Raw genomic sequence first — 21,717 nt, forward strand, 5'->3', positions numbered from 1 at the left:
CTTTTGGGCAGGTTTGCGATGTGCAGCAGGTATTTGAGCGGGTGTTGCGCCCTCAGTGTTTGGACGGTTTGGCTTTGTCCTTTTCAGTCCGCTTTTGGCCGAGGGCTTTTAACTCCTTTAGGTAGGCAACCTTTGCGCGCATATAGCACAACTCTTCGATAAGCTCTGCCTGTGTTTTTTCGTGGTCGGGTTTATCGGCGATGAAGGGGTTTTTGCGGTGTTGGGGCATGGTTTTGGATTGGGGATGTTCGAGTGCGCCGATACCGCCTTCTTGATAGGCGCGTATCCATCGTCGCAGGTGGGTTCGGGAGATGCCGTAATGATCTGCGGTACGCTGTTGGCTGCGTATATGCAGGTAGTGGAGTACGGCTTGGTATTTGAAGTGTAATGTATATTTGCTCATAAAAAAACTGCACCTTGTGAGTTGGAGGGGGGATGTCCAACTTTTGGGGTGCAGTTCAATCTTTCAGACGGCCTTTAGGGGAGAGACGTTTTATTTTTTCCCGTGAGATTTTTTGACATCTGCTTCAGTAATCGTACCGTCGCCATTATTGAAGGCGTTCATGATGTAAGTGGCAACGGCGGCAACATCGGCATCGTTGATGGCGGTAGAAGGCATAAAGCCGTTGTAGGATTTGCCGTTTACTTTAATCGGGCCGTTGATGCCTTTGGTCATGCTTTGCAACAGGGCTTGCGGTTTTTTGTTGATATAGTCGGACTGGAATAAAGGCGGGAACATGGCACCCCGGCCTTCACCTTTTTTACCATGGCAGGCAGCGCAGTTGGTTTCGTAAATTTTTTGTCCTTTGCTCATCAGCGCGGCATCAGCGGCAAAAGCGGTTGGGATGCTGAGTGCGGTCAGAAGGAGTAGGATAGGGCGGAGTGCAGTCATGATGTGTTCCTTTTTGAGTAGTGTTGTTTTTGATGGCTACACGCTTGGTTTGCGTTTTAATAGCTTGATGATAACGCTAAAGGCCGTCTGAAAGTGAATTTTTCAGACGGCCTTTGGTTTAGGTCAAATCCAGCCTTGCAGATTGGCCCGACTTAATTGTGCAAGTGCGGCAATCCAGTCAGCGGAATCGTTGAGGCAGGGGATGTAACGGTATTCTTTGCCGCCTGCGGCGTGGAATTGTTCGCGTCCCATAATGGCGATTTCTTCCATGGTTTCGAGGCAGTCGGCCAGGAAGCCGGGGCAGAATACGTCGAGTTTGGTTGTGCCTTGTTTCGGTAGCTGATCAAACAGGGCTTGTGTGCTGGGCTTGACCCATTGGGATTTGCCAAACTGGCTTTGGAAAGAAACGATGTATTCTTGTTCGGACAAGCCCAATGCTTGCGCCAACAGCTTGGCGGTATGGTGGCACTCGTTAGGATAAGGGTCGCCGTCGTCGTGATGCTTTTGCGGAATGCCGTGGAAACTCAACATCAGTTTTTCGCTGCGTCCGTTTTGAGCCCAATAGGCTTCAATATGCTGCTTCATGGCTTGAATATAGGCGGCATCGTCGTAATAACGGGAGACGGTGCGGACGCTCATTTGGTTGCGTTGCAGCAATAACTCTTGAAACACTTTGTCCAAAGCCGCGCCGGTAGAAGAACCGGCATATTGCGGATAGAGCGGAATGACCAGCAATTTGCCCACGCCTTGGGCTTTGAGTTCCGCCAAAACATCAGCAACGCTTGGATTGCCGTAAGTCATGGCATGACGGACGATGACATCGGGCAAATGTTTGGCCAGGGCTTCTGCTTGGCGGTGTGTGTAAACCTCAAGCGGCGAACCTTCTTTAAACCAAACTTTTTCATAGGCATGCGCGCTTTTTTTCGGGCGAAAAGTCAATACCAAGCCACGCAATATCGGTTGCCATAAGAGCTTGGGCAGTTCGACAACGCGTTGATCGGACAGAAATTCTTTCAAGTAAGGCTTGACTGCGGCAGCAGTGGGCGCGTCAGGCGTACCGAGGTTGAGCAGCAGGACGGCGGTACGGTTTTGTGCGGTGTAGGCTAAGGGCGGTTCGATATGGAAACGGGGCATGATTGTGCTTTATTAATTAAGAATATTGAGGCCGTCTGAAAAGCAGTTTGAATCCAAACCTAATTTCAGACGGCCTTTAAAAGGATTAATCCACACCGTGGGCGCGGTTTTCATGGAATTGCGCCTGCCAATCGGCAAATTTGCTTTGTTCGATGGCTTCGCGCATTTCTGCCATGATGACTTGGTAGAAGTGCAGGTTGTGGATGGTGTTGAGCTGTGCGCCCAAGATTTCGCCGACTCGGTGCAGATGATGTAGGTAGGAGCGGCTGAAATTCTGGCAGGAGTAGCAGGTGCAGCTTTCATCAATCGGACGCTTGTCGAGTTTGTGTTTGGCGTTTTTGATTTTCAAATCGCCAAAACGGGTAAACAGCCAGCCGTTACGCGCATTGCGGGTAGGCATGACGCAGTCGAACATATCCACGCCGTGTGCCACGCCGTACACCAAGTCTTCAGGCGTGCCGACGCCCATCAAATAATGAGGTTTGTGTTCCGGCAAGATAGGGCCGACAGCGCGCAACATACGGTACATTTCGGGCTTAGGTTCGCCAACGGACAAGCCGCCGATGGCCAAGCCGGGGAAGTCGAGCTCTTCCAAACCTTTCAGCGATTCTTCGCGCAAATCTTCATACATCGCGCCTTGTACAATGCCAAACAGCACATTCGGATTTTTCAGGTCTTCAAAAGCCTTTTTGCTGCGTTCCGCCCAGCGCAGGCTCATTTGCAGCGATTTTTGCGCTTGACTGTGCGTTGCTTCGCCAGGGGTGCACTCGTCCAACTGCATCACGATGTCGGAATTCAACACGGTTTGGATTTTCATCGACACTTCGGGCGAGAGGAATAGTTTGTCGCCGTTGATCGGGCTTTGGAATGTACATCCTTCTTCGGTCAGCTTGCGCATATCGGATAACGAGAATACTTGGAAACCGCCCGAGTCGGTCAAAATCGGCTTATTCCAACCGATAAATTCGTGCAGGCCGCCGAATTGTTCGATGACTTCCAAACCCGGGCGCAGCCACAGATGGTAAGTGTTGCCTAAGATGATTTGCGCTTTGATGTCATGCAGGTTTTGCGGGTTCATCGCTTTGACCGAACCATAAGTGCCGACCGGCATAAATACCGGCGTTTCGATTTTGCCGTGGTTCAGTTCTAAAGTGCCGCGTCTGGCATGACCGTCTTTTTTGTGTAAGGTGAATTTGAGCATAGTAATAATAGATTGGACGTTCGCGTGTGTGCGAAATGAAAGGGCAGATTATAAAGGATTTTTCGTTGGTTGACGGCTGGATTTTATCTTTGTCAAAACAATGCTTCAGACGGCCTGAATGACGGAGGAAATAAAAAATGAGGTATAAATCAAACAAAAATATTCAGGCCGTCTGAAAAGTATTTACAGATGCTTGCAAAAGGGAACACGCTTCGTTACAATAAGCGACTTAGATGAAGGCACATAGCTCAGTTGGTTAGAGCACCACCTTGACATGGTGGGGGTCGTTGGTTCGAGTCCAATTGTGCCTACCAAATTTCCATAACGGCTTTATGCCGTTATTTTTTAATGTTTTGGAGCTTTCTGATGTTGAACATTACCTTGCCGGACGGTTCGGTCCGCCAATATGAATCACCCGTTACCGTGGCGCAAATTGCAGCGTCTATCGGTGCAGGTTTGGCAAAGGCAACGGTAGCGGGCAAGGTTAACGGTAGATTGGTGGATGCTTGCGATCCGATTACCGAAGATGCCCATGTTCAAATCATTACGCCTAAAGACAAAGAAGGCGTAGAAATTATCCGCCACTCCTGCGCGCACTTGGTTGGTCATGCAGTCAAGCAGCTCTATCCTGATGCCAAAATGGTTATCGGCCCGGTGATTGAAGACGGGTTCTATTACGATATCGCAACTGAAAAACCATTTACGCCTGATGATGTGGCCGCTATCGAAGCGCGCATGAAAGAGTTGATTGCACAAGACTATGACGTTATTAAAGTGATGACGCCTCGTGCAGAAACCATCAAAATTTTCCAAGATCGCGGCGAAGAGTACAAATTGCGTCTGATTGAAGACATGCCTGAAGTGGAAGCAATGGGTATGTATCACCATCAAGAATACGTCGATATGTGCCGCGGTCCTCACGTTCCCAATACCCGTTTCTTGAAAAACTTCAAGCTGACCAAGCTGGCAGGCGCATACTGGCGCGGCGACAGCAATAATGAAATGCTGCAACGTATTTACGGTACGGCTTGGGCAAGTAAAGACGAATTGAAAGCCTATATCCAACGCATCGAGGAAGCAGAAAAACGCGACCACCGTAAGCTGGGTAAACAATTGGATTTGTTCCACCTGCAAGATGAAGCGCCGGGTATGGTGTTCTGGCATCCTAAAGGCTGGGCTTTGTGGCAAGTGATTGAGCAGCATATGCGCAAAGAGCTGAATGCTGCAGGTTATAAAGAGGTGAAAACGCCTCAGATTATGGATAAAACCTTCTGGGAAAAATCCGGCCACTGGGAAAACTATAAAGACAATATGTTCGTGACCAGTTCCGAAAAACGCGAATACGCGGTTAAACCGATGAACTGTCCGGGTCATGTGCAAATTTTCAATAACGGCTTGCGCTCATATCGCGATTTGCCGATGCGTTTGGCTGAGTTCGGTTCTTGCCACCGCAATGAACCAAGCGGTGCGTTGCATGGTCTGATGCGTGTTCGCGGTTTTGTGCAGGATGATGCACACATCTTCTGTACTGAAGATCAAATCGTTGATGAGGCACGTGCATTCAATGAATTGCTGGTTCGCATTTACAAACAATTCGGCTTCCATGATGTTGCCGTGAAGTTGTCTCTCCGCCCAGAACAACGTGCAGGTTCTGACGAAGTTTGGGATAAAGCCGAACAAGGCCTGCGTGATGCATTGACCGCTTGCGGCGTAGAGTGGGAAGAATTGCCTGGCGAAGGCGCATTCTATGGTCCTAAGATTGAATATCATGTCAAAGATGCCTTGGGTCGCTCTTGGCAGTGCGGCACCCTGCAGTTAGACTTTGTATTGCCGGAGCGTTTGAATGCAGAATATGTAACAGAAAACAACGACCGTGTGCGTCCTGTAATGTTGCACCGTGCTATTTTGGGTTCATTGGAACGCTTCATCGGTATTTTGATTGAAAACCATGCAGGCTCATTCCCATTGTGGCTTGCACCGGTTCAAATGGTGATTATGAATATCACCGAGAACCAAGCAGATTATTGTCGCGAAGTGGCTGCTAAATTACAGGCAGCGGGCTTCCGTGTCGAATTGGATTTGCGTAACGAAAAAATCGGTTACAAAATCCGTGACAACAGCCAATACCGTTTCCCTTATCAAATCGTCGTCGGCGATAAAGAGAAACAAGAAAACAAAGTTGCGGTACGCCGCAAAGCAGAAGATTTGGGTTCTTTGAATGTAGATGATTTTATTGCACAATTGCAGCAAGAAATCACTGACGCCCTCGTCAATCATTAATTTTTATAGGAGTATTCATCATCGCTCAAGAACGCGAAGCACGAATCAATGGTGAAATTACCGCCAAAGAAGTGCGATTAATCAGTGAGTCAGGCGATCAGCTTGGTGTCGTTTCAGTTCGTGAAGCTCTGGCTATGGCCGAAGAGCAAGATGTCGATTTGGTAGAAATTTCCCCGACTGCCAAACCGCCCGTATGCAAACTGATAGATTACGGTAAATACAAATACCAACAAGCCAAGAAGCGCGACGAAGCCAAGAAAAACCAAAAGCAGGTACAAATCAAGGAAATTAAATTCCGTCCGGGTACTGATGAAGGCGACTATCAAATCAAGATGCGCAACATCAACCGCTTCCTTGCCGATGGTGACAAAGTTAAAGTGACATTGCGTTTCCGCGGTCGTGAGATGGCACACCAACAATTGGGCGCCCAACTGCTTGAACGCGTAAAAGAAGAGTTGGCTGAAGTGGCACAAATCGAGTCCTTCCCTAAAATGGAAGGCCGCCAAATGGTGATGATGATTGCGCCTAAGAAAAAATAAAGCTATAATGCAAGGCTTATTTCGATTGCCGCTCGAAATAAGGTTTAATTAGCGGCAAAAACCGTGGTATTTTGGGTTCCAAGTGTTTGAAATTTATTTCAAAACCCCTTATACCTTATCTAATAACGAATGGAGTTTTCCAATGCCTAAAATGAAAACCAAGTCTAGCGCGAAAAAACGCTTTAAAGTACTGGGTAACGGTGGTGTAAAACGCGGTCATGCGTTCAAAAGTCACATCCTGACCAAAAAAACCACTAAAACTAAACGTCAATTGCGCGGCACCGCTATGGTTGATTCACGCGATTTGGCTTCTGTTGCTAAAATGTTGCCCTACGCTTAAGGAGTTTAGAATATGCCACGCGTAAAACGCGGTGTTACCGCTCGTGCTCGTCACCAAAAAGTCTTCGCGTTAGCCAAAGGCTACCGCGGTCGTCGTAAAAACGTTTACCGTGTTGCCAAACAAGCGGTAATGAAAGCCGGTCAATACGCATACCGTGACCGTCGCCAACGCAAACGTCAATTCCGTCAACTGTGGATCGTTCGTATCAACGCAGGTGCCCGTGAAAATGGTCTGTCTTACAGCAAATTCATGAACGGCCTGAAACGCGCTGCTATCGAAATCGACCGCAAAGTATTGGCTGATTTGGCTGTATTCGACAAAGCTGCATTTGCACAATTGGTTGAAAAAGCTAAAGCTGCTTTGGCTGCTTAATTCGATAAGATTATTTAAAAAGGAAGCTTATGCTTCCTTTTTTCTTTTCTTAAAGAAATCCTATGTAGTTGATTTTCTTTCTTTAAACTCTATTTTTTTATACTAATTTGCGATAAAATAGGCCTCTCTTATCAAACGGATTGGCCGCAGTAAGACAAAAGGCCGTCTGAACGGGTTTGAAATCAAATCCAACAGACGGCTTTGTTGTTTTAGACGGCCTGCTATCAACAAACAGACGATAAACCACTATGGAAAATGTAAACCGTATCGTTGCAGAAGGTATTGCCGCTATTGAAGCCGCGCAAGACTTCAATGCTTTAGAACAAATTAAAGCACGCTATCTTGGTAAAACCGGCGAATTGACCGGACTTTTGAAAACTTTGGGTCAAATGTCTCCTGAAGAGCGTAAAACCATAGGTGCGCACATCAACGAATGCAAAAATCAGTTTCAGACGGCCTTTAATGCCAAACGCGATGCCCTAAATGAAGCCAAGCTGCAAGCTCAATTGGCTGCAGAAGCCTTGGATATTACTTTGCCGGGCCGTGCGCAAGAACATGGCGGTTTGCATCCAGTTACTTTAACTTTGCAACGTGTGGTCGAGCTGTTTCACGGTATGGGTTTTGAAGTAGCGGACGGCCCTGAAATCGAAGACGATTTCCATAATTTCCAAGCCTTGAATATTCCTGCAAATCACCCAGCGCGTGCGATGCAAGATACTTTCTACGTTGAAAACGGCGACGTTTTGCGCACACACACTTCGCCTATTCAAATCCGCTATATGCTCGACAAAAAAGAGCCGCCTATCCGCATTATTGCCCCCGGCCGCGTTTACCGTGTAGACAGTGATGCCACTCACTCGCCTATGTTCCATCAGGCTGAAGGTTTGTGGGTAGAAGAGGGTGTGACTTTTGCCGACTTGAAAGCTGTGTTTACTGATTTTATCCGTCGCTTCTTTGAACGTGATGACCTGCAAGTGCGTTTCCGTCCGTCTTTCTTCCCGTTTACTGAGCCTTCAGCCGAAATCGATATCATGGGTGAAAATGGCAAATGGTTGGAAGTAGGCGGTTGCGGTATGGTACATCCTAACGTGTTGAAAAACGTCAATATTGACCCTGAAAAATATACCGGTTTCGCCTTTGGTATCGGTCTTGACCGCTTCGCTATGCTGCGTTACAACGTGAACGACTTGCGCCTGTTCTTTGATAACGATTTGAACTTCTTGAAGCAGTTTAAATAAATTTCAGATGGTCTTTTGATAGGCCGTCTGAAAAGTGAATAGATATTACTGATTTCGTCTGATAAAAATTTGTTTCAGACGGCCTGATAGTAGAGAAAATAATATGCAATTTCCTTATTCATGGCTGAGAACCCAAGCCAATCCTGATCTTTCTGCCGATAAACTGGAACATCTTTTGACCATGGCCGGTTTGGAAGTGGAAGAAATCGATACTGCTGCCCCTGCTTTCAGTGGTGTGGTTGTTGCCGAAGTGAAATCCGTTGAGAAACATCCTGATGCAGACCGTTTGAACGTTACCCAAGTTGATGCCGGTACGGGTGAGTTGGTTCAGATTGTTTGTGGTGCGCCGAATGTCAAGCCGGGTATTAAAGTGCCGTGTTCGTTGCCGGGTGCAGTTTTGCCGGGCAATTTCAAAATTAAGCCGACTAAAATGCGTGGTGTACCATCAAACGGTATGTTGTGTTCGACCAATGAACTGGGTTTGCCTGATGATGGTGTAGACGGTCTGCATATTCTGCCTGAAGATGCGCCTGTCGGTGCCAATATCCGCGAATACTTGGATTTGGACGATACGCTGTTTACGTTGAAAATTACGCCTAACCGCGCTGATTGCTTGAGTGTTAAGGGCATTGCGCGTGAGGTTTCTGCGTTGACTCAATGTGCGTTTACGCCTGTTGAAATTCAGACGGCCTCTATCGGCAGTGAGAAAAAACAGGCTGTCCGTATTGATGCACCGGCTGACTGTGGCCGTTTTATCAGTCGCGTGATTGAAAATGTCAATGCGAAAGCGGCTACCCCTGATTGGATGAAACAACGTTTGGAGCGCAGCGGTATCCGCAGCATTTCCGCATTGGTGGACATCGGCAACTATGTGATGCTGGAAATCGGTCAGCCTATGCACGTTTTCGATGCTGACAAGCTGTCAGGCAGTTTGATTGTCCGCCGTGCTCAAAATGGCGAGACTTTGGCGTGTCTGAACGAGAAGACGGTTACTTTGGCTGACAATACACTGGTGGTCGCTGATGAAAAAGGTGCGTTGAGCTTGGCCGGCTTGATGGGCGGCGAGGCAAGCTCGGTTTCAGACGACACGCAAAATATTGTGTTGGAAGCAGCTTGGTTTGCTCCGGAGATTATTGCCGGTAAATCCCGTCAATACGGTTTTGGCTCGGATTCGTCGTTCCGCTTTGAGCGCGGTGTGGATTACCGTTTGCAGGCCGATGCCATTGAGCGTGCTACCGAATTGGTTTTGCAAATCTGCGGCGGTGAGGCAGGCGAAATGGTGGAAGCGTTGGGCAGGCTACCTGAAAACAAACAGGTCGAATTGCGTTTGGGTCGTCTGAAAACCGTGTTGGGCGTGGACATTCCTGCCGAACAGGTGGAAACCATTTTGCAGCACTTGGGCTTGCAGCCTGAAAAAACGGCGGAAGGTTTCCGTGTTACCGCGCCGAGTTTCCGTTTCGACATCGAAATCGAAGCTGATTTGATTGAAGAAATCGGCCGCGTTTACGGTTATGAAAATATTCCTGACGACTATACTTCAGGCCGTCTGAAAATGTTGGTTTTGCCTGAAACCAAACGCCCGCGTTTTGCGGTTTATAACGAAATGGCAGCTCGCGGTTACCGCGAAGTGGTCAGCTATGCGTTTGTGGATGAGCAATGGGAGCAAGACTTTGCTGCCAATACCAATCCTATCCGCCTGCAAAATCCGTTGGCGGCTCAGTATGCCGTCATGCGTTCTACGCTTATCGGCGGTTTGGTGGAAGTTTTGCAAAACAATTTGAACCGTAAGCAAAACCGTGTACGCGTATTTGAGATTGCCCGTGTGTTCAGCAAAGATTCGGCTGATCAATTTGTTCAAAACGAACGTATTGGCGGTTTGTGGTATGGCTCTGTGCTGCCTGAGCAATGGGGCGAGAAAACACGCAACGTAGATTTCTACGATATGAAAGCCGATGTTGAGAGCCTCTTGAAAAACAAGGAAGTAACATTTGTTAAAACTGAACATCCGGCATTGCATCCGGGACGTGCCGCCAATATTGTTTCAGACGGCCAAGTAGTTGGTTTTGTTGGCGAGTTGCATCCGAAATGGCTGCAAAAATATGATTTGCCGCAAGCGCCGCTGGTGTTTGAAATCGATATGGATGCGGTATTGGGTCGTGAGAAAACCCGTTATCAGTCCGTATCCAAATTCCAACCTGTACGCCGAGATTTGGCATTTGTAATGCCTGAGGCTGTAACGCATGATGATTTGTTAAATGCCCTGAAAGCGGCGGCGAACAAGCTGGTTCAAGAAATCAGCGTGTTTGACGTTTACCGCGGTACGGGAGTGCCTGAAGGCATGAAGAGCGTTGCCGTCAAAATCATTTTGCAAGATATGGAAAACACGCTGACAGATGAAGTCATCGAGCCTTTGGTTGCGAAAATGATTAAAGCGGCAGCCGAAAAAGACGCACAGCTTCGCGCTTAACATAAGACAAAAGTTGTCGCCAAAAATCGCCAATAATATTTGATTTTTTGGTGAGGACTTGATTTTTAAAAGAATTTTGGTAATAATTGCACCAGTTTGAATGAAGGTAAACACATGACACTAACTAAAGCAGAATTGGCTGATATTTTGGTCGACAAAGTCAGCAACGTCACCAAGAATGATGCCAAAGAAATCGTCGAGCTCTTTTTTGAAGAAATCCGCAGCACTTTGGCGCGTGGTGAAGAAATTAAAATTTCCGGTTTCGGCAATTTCCAATTGCGCGACAAACCTCAACGCCCTGGCCGTAACCCTAAAACAGGCGAAGAAGTGCCGATTACCGCACGCCGTGTGGTAACTTTCCATGCCAGCCAAAAACTCAAAGGCATGGTGGAGCATTACTATGACAAACAACAATAATCCGGTTATTCCTGCTAAGCGTTATTTTACGTTGGATGAGATGTGCCAATTGGTGCAAATCAGTCCGGCTCAGTTTGCACAATGGCAACATGAAAATAATGTTGTAATTGGATACGGTGGCGATCGATATACGCGCTCAGATGTGGTTAAGTTGTTGAAACTGAAAGATACGTTTGAACCATATATCGATACGTTCAGCCGTGGCGCTTTGGATGCAAACGGCAATCCTGCCGCCAATGCCGAAGAAGTGCGTCATGGTCTGATGCAGGTTTTGTCTGATTTGGAGCGTCATCTGGGTTCTGAACAACAAAACCACCATGTCGAGCTATAATCGATAAGGAAATTGTGATCAAAAGTGCGAAGGCATACAAAGATTTGCATAATTGATTCTAATAAAGGCTGTTTGAATGATTTTCAGACGGCCTTTATTGTTTTATATTGCTTTCAAAATATCAGAATCTTGATTGCAAATGATTCTATGAAATAGCCGTAAATGTTATACTTAGCCTCTTGTTTGCCGATTGGGAAGAAACAGTCATTAGATAATGCGGATAGACGCCGCCTTTTCATGGCAGACTGAGGTTTTTAAAACAAATGTAACGGTAGAATAAACAGGCTGCCGGACAACATTCAAATCGATGAAATGGATAGCAGAAAATGAGCAGAATCCAACAAACTTTCTCAGCGCTCAATGGCGCAAAAGCACTGATTCCTTATATTACGGTGGGTGATCCTAGCCTTGAGACAACCTTGGCATTGATGCATAGCCTGGTGGCTAATGGTGCTGATATTTTGGAACTGGGTGTGCCGTTTTCTGACCCGATGGCGGATGGCCCGACTATTCAACGTGCGGCTGAAAGGGCGTTGGCAAATCATGTTTCTTTGCGAGATGTATTGGAAACAGTACGCTTGTTTCGCCAAACCAATGATAAAACGCCGGTTGTGTTAATGGGCTATTTGAACCCAGTACATAAAATGGGCTATCAGGCGTTTGCGCAAGCGGCTGCCGAAGCAGGCGTAGATGGCGTGTTGACCGTGGATTCTCCGGTAGAAACCATTGCGCCTTTACATGAGTCGTTGAAAGCACAAGGTATTGATTGTATTTTCCTTATTGCGCCAACGACAACTGAGGAGCGTATTCAAATTATTGCCAAAGTGGCCGGCGGTTTTGTGTATTATGTATCGCTCAAAGGCGTGACTGGTGCGGCAAGTTTGGACACTGAAGAAGTTTCGCGTAAAATAGAGCTTTTGCGCAAATACATCGATATTCCGATTGGTGTCGGCTTCGGCATCAATAATGCGGAGAGTGCGCGTAAGATTGGTGCGGTGGCGGATGCCGTTATTGTCGGCAGCCGTATCGTCAAAGAGATTGAAAGCCACGCAGGTAGCGAGGCTGAAGCAGTAGGCGCGTTGGTTAAAGAGTTGAAAGACGCGATTCGCTAAATTTTTCCATTCCATTGTTTCAGACGGCCTTACGTTCAACTGGCCGTCTGAATTCTGAATCCTAAGGAGTCATTCATGAGCTGGCTAGATAAAATTCTTCCTCCGAAAATTAAAAACCGAAGCAGTTCGTCCAGCGTCCCTGAAGGTCTGTGGCACAAATGTCCGTCTTGTTCGGCAACGGTTTACTCAACCGAGTTGAAACAAAACAGCGAAGTCTGCCCGAAATGTAATCATCACAATCCGCTTTCTGCGCGCGAACGTTTGGACCTGCTTTTGGATGAAGAAGGCCGTGAAGAGATTGCAGCCAATATTAAACCGACAGACCCGCTGAAATTTAAAGACAGCAAAAAATATCCGGATCGCCTCGTTGCTGCGCGTAAAGCAACCGGTGAAGACGATGCTTTGGTCGTTATGAAAGGCACCATGAACGGCCTGCCTGTCGTGGTGGCTGCGTTTGAATTTCGCTTTATCGGCGGATCCATGGGTTCGGTAGTGGGCGAGCGTTTCGTGCAGGGTGTACGCCGTGCTATTGCAGATAATTGTTCGTTTATTTGCGTGGCGGCTTCCGGTGGTGCGCGTATGCAGGAGGGTTTGAACTCTTTGATGCAGATGACGAAAACCAGTGCGGCTTTGCATTTGCTGACTGAAAAACGTCTGCCGTTTATTTCCGTATTGACCGACCCGACCATGGGCGGCGTATCTGCCAGCTTTGCCTTCTTGGGCGATGTGGTTTTGGCAGAGCCGAATGCTCTGATTGGTTTTGCAGGTCCGCGCGTTATCGAGCAGACTGTACGCGAAACCTTGCCGGAAGGTTTCCAGCGTGCAGAATTTTTGTTGGAGAAGGGCGCAATCGACCAAATTGTCGATCGTCGTTCCATGAAAAAACGTATCAGCGATTTGATTACTTTGTTGCGTCATGAAAGTAAAGTAACTGCTGCTTGATTAGCACAATAAGAAAGGCCGTCTGAAAGTAATATTTCAGACGGCCTTTTTGATTATTGATGATTAAGCAGTCAATGCGGCTTTCAAAACCTTGTTGACTTCACCCATGTCGGCTTTTCCGGCCAGACGGGTTTTCAGTACACCCATAACTTTGCCCATATCGGCCATGCCTGATGCACCGGTTTCTGTAATGACTGCTTCAACGACAGTCTTGATTTCTTCTGCGGACATCATTTGCGGCAGGTAGCGGTTGAGGATTTCGATTTCCGCGTTTTCTTTATCAGCCAAATCTTGACGGCCGGCTTCGGTATAGATTTTGGCGCTGTCTTTGCGCTGTTTCACCATCTTGGTCAGGATGGAGATGACTTTTGCGTCATCGGCTTCGGTACGCTCATCTACTTCAAATTGTTTGATGGCGGCATTAATCAGGCGGATGGTGCTTAAAGACACTTGGTCTTTGGCACGCATGGCGGTTTTCATGTCTTCGGTTAATTGTGTTTTTAGGCTCATAATGTTCTCACTTTATATAAAAAATGCTGTCTGAAAAACCAAACACACCGCAAAGCTGCCCTTGCGGTGTGTTGTTTATCACAGGGCAGGCCTGTAATTAGTACATTTTAGGAGGCAGTTGTTGGCTGCGCAGACGTTTTTGCAGACGTTTAGCTGCAGCAGCTTTTTTGCGTTTGCGTTCGGTAGTTGGTTTTTCGTACGCTTCACGGGCGCGCAGCTCGGTCAACAGACCGGTTTTTTCTACGGCACGTTTGAAACGACGCATGGCAACTTCAAATGGTTCATTCTCTTTAACACGAATAGCAGGCATTTTATTTCCTTTAAATTTTGTTTAATCAAACCGTTTTAAGAAATAGAGGACGGTTTGTCATAATGGGGGAGTTGTTGTATCGCTGGTTTGCCTAGGGCAGGGCGGGATACGCGCCGTGATGTAAACATCACCTCCTAACAAGTCGGCTTTTGCCGTGCAAGTGACCTTTTCGGTCAGAAACAATCGGGCGATTATCTTATAAACCCGATAGTCTGTCAAGATTGCAGGTCGTCTGAACGTTTGATTCTGTCTCACTTTTCAGACGGCCTATTAGGTATTAATAGCGGCCGGGAACCGTACCCATACGTTGTTTCAACGAAGTTTGCGGTTCGTTGAATAATGACGCGTAATAAGTCGCGTTGGTCATGACTTTTTTCACGTAGTCGCGGGTTTCGGTGAATGGGATGGTCTCGGCATAGATTGCGCCTTCCAAAGGCGAAGAAGCCTGCCAGTTGCGGGCGCGGCCGGGGCCGGCGTTGTAGCCTGCGGTAGCCATTACTTCGTTATTTTGCAGGCGGCGTTTGGCATCTACCATGTACCAAGTACCCATGCGGATGTTGCCGTCCATAGTGTAGAGTTCGCTGCTGCTCATACCGATTTTACCGGCGATTTCGCGGGCGGTTGCAGGCATGACCTGCATCAGGCCTTGCGCGCCGACGCTGGATTGCGCGCCCATGACAAAGCGGCTCTCTTGGCGAATCAAACCGTAAACCCATGCAGGGTCAACGCCTGCCTGTGCGGCATAGCGGACGGTAATATCCTTAAATGGCGAGAGATAGCGCAGTTTGTAGTTGAGTTTATGGTCAGTACGGTCGGCGCTGTTGATTGCCATGTCGTAGAACTGGTTGTCAAAAGCGACTTGTGCGGCAGTCAGCAGGTTGTCTTCGTTGAAATCGCGAGTGGCAAAACGCCATTCTGCCTGTGCCTGACGGCGCATTTTGGAATCGCCGTTGCTTTGGCTGTTTTTAAATAGAACCAATGCGCGTTTGATGGCACCGTCTTCGCTCATGCGGCGGACGTCTCTGGCATCGGCATCAGAAACGTTGTTGCGCGTATTGATGCGGCGGCCCAATTCTTCACCTGCCATTACGGCGTAGAAATTGCGGCCGGAAGCGACGGCTTTTTCGTACATTTCTTTGGCTTGGCTGCTTTTGCCTTGTGCGGCAAAGCTGCGGCCCAGCCAATATTGCCATGTCGGGTCTTTTTGCAGTTTTTCAGGCATATGCTGAATCACGCTTGCCAATTCGTCCCAACGTTGCAGGCGCAAAGCGGCGCGTGCGTACCATTCCAATTGTTCGTCGGTCAGTTGTTTGCGGTCGGAAACGCGGCCGTAGTAGCTCAAAGCAGTCGGCATGTTTTGGCTTTGTGCATGGTAGTGGCCCAGTACGCCCCATGCGAAGCTGCGTTGTTCGCGGCTGAGGCCGGATTCCATGTCGGACAGGGTGGCGGCGGCAGAAGCGGATTTGCGTGCATCTTTGCCGATCACGCTCAACAGGCTGTATTCGGTCGCACCTTGCGCGCCACCTTCAAATGGGCTGCCCAATGCGGCGGCGAGGTTGCGTGCATCTGTGGTTTGGCTGTTGCTCAACAAGCCACGCACGCGACGCCATGCGTCGTTGGTGTTCAGACGGCCTGAAGCTGCCGCGCTTTCAACCAAGCGGGTACAGCCGGCAGGCAGTTTACCGGTAACGCGAACCAGTTCGGCAGCTTTGCTGTAATTGTCGCTGCTCAAATCGGCATAACATTGCACTTCTTGTGCGACGCCGGCGGCGTTCAATTTACTGAATTCTTGACGGAACAAATCCCATTGGCCGCGCGTGCCCAAGGTTTTCAGCCATTCGTTGCGGACGTTTTCAGCCATTGCGCTGTCACTGGCTTGGGATAAAAATTGTTGTACCCAAGCATCGTCGCCACGTTTGGCGGCATCGATGGCGCTTTGGTATTGGCTGTAATCGGACAGGACTTTGGATTCGCTGTCGGCGCGGCGTGAAGGTATAGAAGTAGATTTAGGCTGAACGACGGTTTCGGTATTCGAAGCAGTCTGTGTGTTTTGGGTGGCGCACGCCGATAAAACAGCGGCGGTAATCAAGCTGAGGAAGAGAGGGAAAAGACGTTGAACGTTCATTGGATACCGTGTCGTTTTTATAATCAAAATAACTGCTTATTTTAAATGATTTATGCGGAATAACCGAATTACAAACCGATATTTACATTTTCAAAGCCCGGAAATGACTAAGGCCGTCTGAAATATGAAACACTTTTGAGGTATTCTTATTTCAGACGGCCTTTTATGAAGGAAGTCGTCAATCGGGTTTGTGTTCGATATAGTCTTGCGGTTTGTCGGCTTTGCCGGTGCGCGTAACCGTATATTCGCCTTCGATAATATCTTCATCATCTTTGGCGGAGCTGTAAGTCTGGCGGCTTTGGAAAGACTGCGTAGAAGAAACGGCCGCGTTACCTTTAAATGGAATCAGCAAGAGCAGGGCAACGGCGGTTGAAATAAAGCCGGGGCTGAGCAGGAAAACCGCGGCGGCAGTATAGCGAATCGGCCACAGCATCTGATAGAGGGAAATGTTTTGTCCGCTGCGGACGGCTGCGCCTGCGAGCAATAAGCCGGAGATGCCGGTATGGCGCAGCATAAAGATACCGCTGATAAAGCTGAGAGCCATCAAAAATAGCGTCCAACCGCCGCCAAGCCAGTCGGCAACCCAGACGATGGACATGATTTCCAAAAAGATTAAAACCAAAAAACCGATTCCAAAATACTGCATAAGTGTTTGTTCCTTCATTCAACGGATAGTGTCGATTGTGTTCTATCTAGATAAAGATAAACCTTATTTTTTCAAGCAAATGCTGTGTGAAAAAGGGTAAACGGGCGATGAGGCCGTCTGAACGGAGATAAAAAGAAGACGGATGTTTCAGACGGCCTTTAGATATTCTATCGCATCACATTGTTCCAATCGCTTTCAAAATAACTGACGAGAATTTGGTTGTTCAAATAATTTGCTTCCACCTTGCGCCTTGCCATATCGGGCGGAAAGCGGAACATTTCGGCAACAGTCTGGGCATTGAGATAGCGTGTGGGTACGTCGAATTTTTGCGGAATGGGGAAGCTTTGGTCAAACCCTGCCAACACAAATCCCCATTCGCCAAAGGAAGGGACGTAAACATGATAGGGCGCGGTATTCAACTTGGCCGCTTCGAGGGTGGCAACGACCGACCAGTAGGCGTTGGGGGCGAAGTAGGGCGAGGTGGATTGGACGACGATTTTGCCCTGCGGCTGAAGATGGCGGGCGACGAGGCGGTACATGGGGACGGAGTAGAGTTTGCCCAGCGAGAAATTGGACGGGTCGGGCAGGTCGATGATGATAACGTCGAATTTTTCAGACGACCTTTCCAGCCATTTGGCGGCATCGTCGTTGACGACGTGCATTTTGGGATGGGACAGCGAACCTTGGTTGAGCGCGCTCAAGGTGGCAGAGGTTTTAAAGGTGGCGGTCATGTCGGGGTCGAGATCGACCAAAGTAACATTTTTGATCTGCGGATATTTTAAGACTTCGCGTGCCGCTAATCCATCGCCGCCGCCAAGAATCAGGACGCGTTCGGCGTTCGGCACCATCTGCATGGCAGGCAGAACGAGTGCTTCATGGTAACGTGCTTCGTCGCGTGAGGAGAATTGCAGGTTGCCGTTGATATAGAGGCGGGTGTCGTCTTTCCAGCGTGTAACGACCAGCCGTTGGTAGGGCGAATGGCTTTGATAGACGACGGGGTCGCCGAAATAGCTTTGTTCGGCTTTGAAAGAGATACGGTCGGCGTAGACGAAGGCGGCGGCGAGGACGGACAAGACAATCAGCGCGCGCAGGCGGATGGCGTGGTAGCGGGGTAATTCGGATTTGAATACACGCGCGGTCAGATAGGCGACGGCGGCGTTGAAAATGCCAAACAACAAGGCGGAACGTGCCATGCCGAGTTTGGGGGCGAGCAAAAGCGGAAACAACAGAGAGACGGCAAGTGCGCCCAAGTAATCGAAGGTCAATACTTTGGAAACGAGTTCTTTAAATTCCGCACCTTTTTGGTTTAACACGCGCATGACTAAAGGAATTTCCATGCCGACAACCATGCCGACAATCAGTACAAAAGCGTAGAGCAGGGTGCGGAACGGGGCGGCGGATAAACCGAAGGCCACAAATAATGCCAGCGCGGAGATGCCGCCGATGATGCCGACCAGAAGTTCGATTTCGATAAAGCGGTGCAATACGTCTTTATCTTTAATGTATTGGGTCAGGTGTGCGCCGATACCCATTGAAAACAGATAAAGCCCGATGACGGAGGAAAACTGCAAAATACTGTCGCCCAAAAGATAGCTTGCGAGCGCGGCGATGATGAGCTCGTAAGCAAGGCCGCAGCTGGCGACGATAAAAACGGAGATGATGAGGGTGCGGTGGGCGGTCATGATGACGTTTTTGTTGCTTGAGTGTGGGCAATGTAATGATTTTTAAGGTGGGCTGCAAGTTTATTTATAGGATGTAGAAAAGGCCGTCTGAACAAATTGTTTCAGACGGCCTTTAATCTGTCAGGCATTAATAGCGGTGTTTAAATACCATGCCCACTGCGTAAGAAGATTTTTTCGGCAAATCTTTGTCGTATTTCGGATTGACGTTTTCTTTCAACCAGCCGGCGCCGAGTGTGGCAGTTGTCCGTTTGGAGAAGCTGTAATCAGTGCTGACGGCAACGTGTTTGTAGTCTTCGCCGATAGAGCTTTTACCGTAGGCGAAGCCGATTTGAGGTTTGAAATTGCCTACTTTGTATGAGCCGGACACCATAAACTCTTTGGTGTTGTTGATTTCTTTGTCGTAAGAACCAGCTACGTTGCCTGCCGCATCTTTCCATACGCCCCAGCAGCTGAAGCCGTCGCAAGTGTTTTTGGCGTATTGGAACGCGGCATCGACGGAGATTTTGTCTTTGCTGTATCCGGCCATGAATGCATGGGCTTGGAAGTCTTTGGTTTCGTTCGGAGAGTCGTTGGGTGCGTATTCGGCAGCGTAGTGGGCGTTAAAGCCGTTGTTTGGGTGGTTGTAGTCCACACCCCAGCCGAAAACCCAGTCGCCGTCACGTTTTTTGTCCGGATTCCAGTCGTTGTTGTTGCGTGCGGCATTGGAACCAGGGGAGACGTTGAATTTGAATTGGAAACCGTTTTTCCAAGGAGACTCATAAGCCATAGAAACGCGGCGTTGGCCGAAGCGGGAAATTTTGCCGAACTCCAAAATCGAGCTATTGGTGTCGAACGGGTTCAGATAAATGCTGTTCATGGGTGTACTGATGTAACCCATTTTGACGGTACCAAGGTTTTTGTAGCTGTTGAGCGCGACGTATGAGTCGGCAGTGCCCCAGCCGCCCCAGCGGTCGGAATCGAAGTAAATAAAGGAGCCAAGTTGCCATTTCAGCCATAAGTCGTTGTTGAGTCGTACTTCATCGGAGAGATAAAGACTGGAACTTTTATCGGAAATGGTTGTATTGGTTACGCCGGTTTTATTGTTGTGTTCGACCTCGGTCATAATGTATATGGTACCGCTCATTTTAGGTTCGGCGTGGGCGATGCTCATGGAAGAGCCGATGAGGGTAATGGCAACAAAACAAGATAACTTGTTCATTTTGTTCTCCTTTTATGTCTTTTTCTTAATTGGGGACGGGGTATTCGGATAATCTTATTTGACAAATTATAAAAAATCAATACATTTGTAATTTATCGTAGGATAAATTGAAAAATAGTTTTCAGTTACGTATTTTTGTGTTAATTTGCCAACAATCTTGGATGGCTCACTATTATCCTGATGGAATATGTGGTTTAAAACACTATTTTCATGACTTGAAATAGATGATTTAACTGCACTGGAAAAATTCTAAATAAATGTAGTCGAGTGTAGTTTGAATCATCAGGCCGTCTGAAAAAGAAGAATACCCAAAAAGAAGGAATGAAATATGGCCGGAAAAACCTATCCGCTGTTGGCTGCATCATTGGCTGCCGTATTCGCGTTGTCGGCGTGCAGCCGTGATGTCAAGCCTGCTCCTGAGTTTAAGCGTACCGATTATGAGCGCGTGGTGGTCAGCAACGGCGTCGAGCCGGGTACGCTGGATCCTCAAATGAGCGGCGATATGGCGGCCGGTGCGATTATCCGTCAGTTGATGGATGGTTTGGTCGGTACGGATGCCGAAGGCAAAACCATTCCTGCTTTGGCGGAAAAATGGGAGAGCGAGGGCAAGCGTATTTGGACCTTCCATCTGCGTGATGCCAAATAGAGCAATGGCGATCCGATTACTGCCGAAGATTTTGTATACAGCTTCCGCCGTCTTGCCGATCCGGCCACTGGCGCACCTTTCGGCAGCTATTTGGTCGATGCCCAAGTGGAAAATGCGGAAGATATATTAAACGGCAAAGCCAAGCCTGAGACATTGGGCGTCAAGGCGTTGGACGCGAAGACCCTGCAATTTACGCTGATTGCGCCCGTGCCTTATTTCCCCGATATGCTGATTCAGCAATTCACATTTCCGGTTCACCGCGCCACTGTTGAAAAATACGGCAATAAGTGGACGCAGCCCGGTCATTACGTTTCCAGTGGCGCCTATCTTTTAACGGATTGGAAAGTCAACAGCCACATCAATATGGAACGCAATCCCAATTATTACGATAAAGACAAAGTGGCCATTCCGAAGGCGGTGTTCTTATCAGGCAGCGGCGAGTACAACCGTTATCGCGCCAATGAAATTGATGTGACCTACGGTATTCCCAGCGATCAGGTCAAAGTGGCGGATATTGAGTTTCCGGGACAAGTAAGACGCACGACTTCTTTGTGCAGTTGGTATTTGGAGCCGAACCACGAAGCGGCGCCGTTTAATGATCCGCGCGTCCGCAAGGCGCTCAATATGCTGACGCGCCGTGACATCGTCGTCAAAGTGGGCGGCCGAGGCGATACGCCTGCGTTCCAATTGACGCCGCCGCAAATGCAGGGCGTGATTCCTGTGTATCCTGAGTGGAAAGAGTGGACGCCTGAAAAACGTATTGAAACTGCGCGCAAACTGTTGAACGAGGCAGGCTACAACGATGACCATCCGCTTGAGTTCGATATTTTGTACAGCACCAGCGAAGCGTCCAAAAAACAAATTACTGCCGTGCAGTCGGTGTGGAAAGCCGCCATTCCGTTTATCCGTCCGACTTTGTCCAACGAGGAATGGAAAACTTATTTGGATACGCGCGCGCAAGGCAATTTCAAGGTTTCGTTCAGCGGCTGGTGTTCCGATTTCAACGATCCGGCGGGTATGCTCAATATCTTGAAATCCAACAACTCAAACAATGCATTCCGCTACAAAAGCGCGGCGTTTGACACATTTATGAACAATACGCTGAAAGATGGTGTCAGCAAGGAAGCGCGCAGCCAGCTCTATGCCGATGCGGAGAAGCAGCTTCAAGAAGACGCTGCACTGATTCCGCTGTATCATCAGGTTGAAGTGCGTATGGTCAAACCTGATATCATCGGCTATTCCGACAAAGACCCTTTGCGGAACTATACAGTCAAGAACTGGTCGTTCGCACCGAAAAAATAGATTGATTATAGACAGTACAAGTTTTCAGACGGC

Annotated in this window: 20 protein-coding genes, 1 tRNA gene and 1 pseudogene; 12 read left to right on the forward strand and 10 right to left on the reverse strand. The window is 48.3% G+C overall.

Going from position 1 to position 21,717, the window contains the following annotated elements; genetic code table 11:
- Window positions 1-52: 52 nt before the first annotated feature.
- From ACTHTQ_RS04630 to tgt, 4 genes are all read right to left on the reverse strand, one after another.
- Window positions 53-403, reverse strand: a complete 351-nt coding sequence (locus ACTHTQ_RS04630) for a helix-turn-helix domain-containing protein (protein ID WP_440363242.1) — start codon at window positions 401-403, stop codon at window positions 53-55.
- A gap of 90 nt (window positions 404-493) precedes the next feature.
- Complete coding sequence (locus ACTHTQ_RS04635) at window positions 494-892, reverse strand: c-type cytochrome (protein WP_440363243.1); 399 nt, start codon at window positions 890-892, stop codon at window positions 494-496.
- Between the two features lie 123 nt (window positions 893-1,015).
- A complete protein-coding gene (hemH, locus tag ACTHTQ_RS04640) occupies window positions 1,016-2,026 on the reverse strand; it encodes a ferrochelatase (RefSeq protein WP_440363244.1) in 1,011 nt (336 codons plus the stop codon).
- Between the two features lie 85 nt (window positions 2,027-2,111).
- Window positions 2,112-3,227, reverse strand: coding sequence for a tRNA guanosine(34) transglycosylase Tgt (tgt, locus tag ACTHTQ_RS04645; RefSeq protein ID WP_440363245.1), 1,116 nt, complete (start codon window positions 3,225-3,227; stop codon window positions 2,112-2,114).
- Between the two features lie 237 nt (window positions 3,228-3,464).
- Between tgt and ACTHTQ_RS04650 the strand changes: the two genes are divergently transcribed.
- The 11 genes from ACTHTQ_RS04650 (at window position 3,465) to accD (ending at window position 13,265) form a co-directional block, all read left to right on the forward strand.
- Window positions 3,465-3,541 (forward strand) — tRNA-Val (locus ACTHTQ_RS04650).
- A gap of 52 nt (window positions 3,542-3,593) precedes the next feature.
- Window positions 3,594-5,507, forward strand: coding sequence for a threonine--tRNA ligase (gene thrS, locus ACTHTQ_RS04655; RefSeq protein WP_440363246.1), 1,914 nt, complete (start codon window positions 3,594-3,596; stop codon window positions 5,505-5,507).
- A 17-nt stretch (window positions 5,508-5,524) separates the two neighbouring features.
- Window positions 5,525-6,046: a translation initiation factor IF-3 gene (gene infC / locus ACTHTQ_RS04660; RefSeq protein ID WP_440363285.1), complete on the forward strand. Its 522-nt coding sequence runs from the start codon at window positions 5,525-5,527 to the stop codon at window positions 6,044-6,046.
- A 142-nt stretch (window positions 6,047-6,188) separates the two neighbouring features.
- A complete protein-coding gene (rpmI, locus tag ACTHTQ_RS04665) occupies window positions 6,189-6,386 on the forward strand; it encodes a 50S ribosomal protein L35 (protein ID WP_003675505.1) in 198 nt (65 codons plus the stop codon).
- A 12-nt stretch (window positions 6,387-6,398) separates the two neighbouring features.
- Entirely contained in the window at window positions 6,399-6,758 is a 360-nt protein-coding gene (gene rplT / locus ACTHTQ_RS04670) for a 50S ribosomal protein L20 (protein ID WP_003675502.1), read from the forward strand.
- 248 nt (window positions 6,759-7,006) lie between these two features.
- A complete protein-coding gene (gene pheS, locus ACTHTQ_RS04675) occupies window positions 7,007-7,996 on the forward strand; it encodes a phenylalanine--tRNA ligase subunit alpha (protein WP_003683075.1) in 990 nt (329 codons plus the stop codon).
- A 103-nt stretch (window positions 7,997-8,099) separates the two neighbouring features.
- Window positions 8,100-10,463 (forward strand): phenylalanine--tRNA ligase subunit beta, encoded by a 2,364-nt coding sequence (pheT, locus tag ACTHTQ_RS04680; protein WP_440363247.1) that lies wholly within the window; start codon window positions 8,100-8,102, stop codon window positions 10,461-10,463.
- Between the two features lie 114 nt (window positions 10,464-10,577).
- Entirely contained in the window at window positions 10,578-10,880 is a 303-nt protein-coding gene (locus ACTHTQ_RS04685) for an integration host factor subunit alpha (RefSeq protein WP_003680933.1), read from the forward strand.
- The gene (locus tag ACTHTQ_RS04690) at window positions 10,864-11,211 is read left to right on the forward strand and encodes a hypothetical protein (protein WP_049344100.1); all 348 of its coding nucleotides are present in this window, start codon (window positions 10,864-10,866) and stop codon (window positions 11,209-11,211) included. Before ACTHTQ_RS04685 ends, ACTHTQ_RS04690 begins: the two co-directional genes overlap by 17 nt.
- Before the next feature lie 326 nt (window positions 11,212-11,537).
- Window positions 11,538-12,323 (forward strand): tryptophan synthase subunit alpha, encoded by a 786-nt coding sequence (trpA, locus tag ACTHTQ_RS04695; protein ID WP_137040538.1) that lies wholly within the window; start codon window positions 11,538-11,540, stop codon window positions 12,321-12,323.
- A 75-nt stretch (window positions 12,324-12,398) separates the two neighbouring features.
- Window positions 12,399-13,265 carry an acetyl-CoA carboxylase, carboxyltransferase subunit beta gene (gene accD, locus ACTHTQ_RS04700; RefSeq protein ID WP_440363248.1) on the forward strand — a complete coding sequence of 289 codons (867 nt, stop codon included), beginning with the start codon at window positions 12,399-12,401 and terminating at the stop codon, window positions 13,263-13,265.
- A gap of 63 nt (window positions 13,266-13,328) precedes the next feature.
- Here the strand turns inward: accD and ACTHTQ_RS04705 are convergent, their stop codons facing one another.
- The 6 genes from ACTHTQ_RS04705 to ACTHTQ_RS04730 form a co-directional block, all read right to left on the reverse strand.
- Window positions 13,329-13,775, reverse strand: coding sequence for a GatB/YqeY domain-containing protein (locus ACTHTQ_RS04705; protein WP_070749644.1), 447 nt, complete (start codon window positions 13,773-13,775; stop codon window positions 13,329-13,331).
- A gap of 97 nt (window positions 13,776-13,872) precedes the next feature.
- Window positions 13,873-14,085 carry a 30S ribosomal protein S21 gene (gene rpsU, locus ACTHTQ_RS04710; RefSeq protein ID WP_003680926.1) on the reverse strand — a complete coding sequence of 71 codons (213 nt, stop codon included), beginning with the start codon at window positions 14,083-14,085 and terminating at the stop codon, window positions 13,873-13,875.
- Window positions 14,086-14,362: 277 nt separating this feature from the next.
- Window positions 14,363-16,210 (reverse strand): transglycosylase SLT domain-containing protein, encoded by a 1,848-nt coding sequence (locus tag ACTHTQ_RS04715; RefSeq protein ID WP_440363249.1) that lies wholly within the window; start codon window positions 16,208-16,210, stop codon window positions 14,363-14,365.
- Window positions 16,211-16,388: 178 nt separating this feature from the next.
- Window positions 16,389-16,856 carry an FxsA family protein gene (locus ACTHTQ_RS04720; RefSeq protein WP_049329207.1) on the reverse strand — a complete coding sequence of 156 codons (468 nt, stop codon included), beginning with the start codon at window positions 16,854-16,856 and terminating at the stop codon, window positions 16,389-16,391.
- A gap of 167 nt (window positions 16,857-17,023) precedes the next feature.
- Complete coding sequence (locus ACTHTQ_RS04725) at window positions 17,024-18,541, reverse strand: polyamine aminopropyltransferase (RefSeq protein ID WP_440363286.1); 1,518 nt, start codon at window positions 18,539-18,541, stop codon at window positions 17,024-17,026.
- 124 nt (window positions 18,542-18,665) lie between these two features.
- Window positions 18,666-19,736 (reverse strand): porin, encoded by a 1,071-nt coding sequence (locus ACTHTQ_RS04730; RefSeq protein ID WP_440363250.1) that lies wholly within the window; start codon window positions 19,734-19,736, stop codon window positions 18,666-18,668.
- Between the two features lie 328 nt (window positions 19,737-20,064).
- On the opposite strand from ACTHTQ_RS04730, the pseudogene ACTHTQ_RS04735 reads away from it, so the two are divergent.
- Window positions 20,065-21,684: pseudogene (locus tag ACTHTQ_RS04735) on the forward strand (ABC transporter substrate-binding protein).
- Window positions 21,685-21,717: the final 33 nt, after the last annotated feature.

It is taken from the genome of Neisseria sp. P0020.S003 (genome assembly GCF_051957095.1).
Classification (GTDB): Bacteria; Pseudomonadota; Gammaproteobacteria; order Burkholderiales; family Neisseriaceae; genus Neisseria; species Neisseria subflava.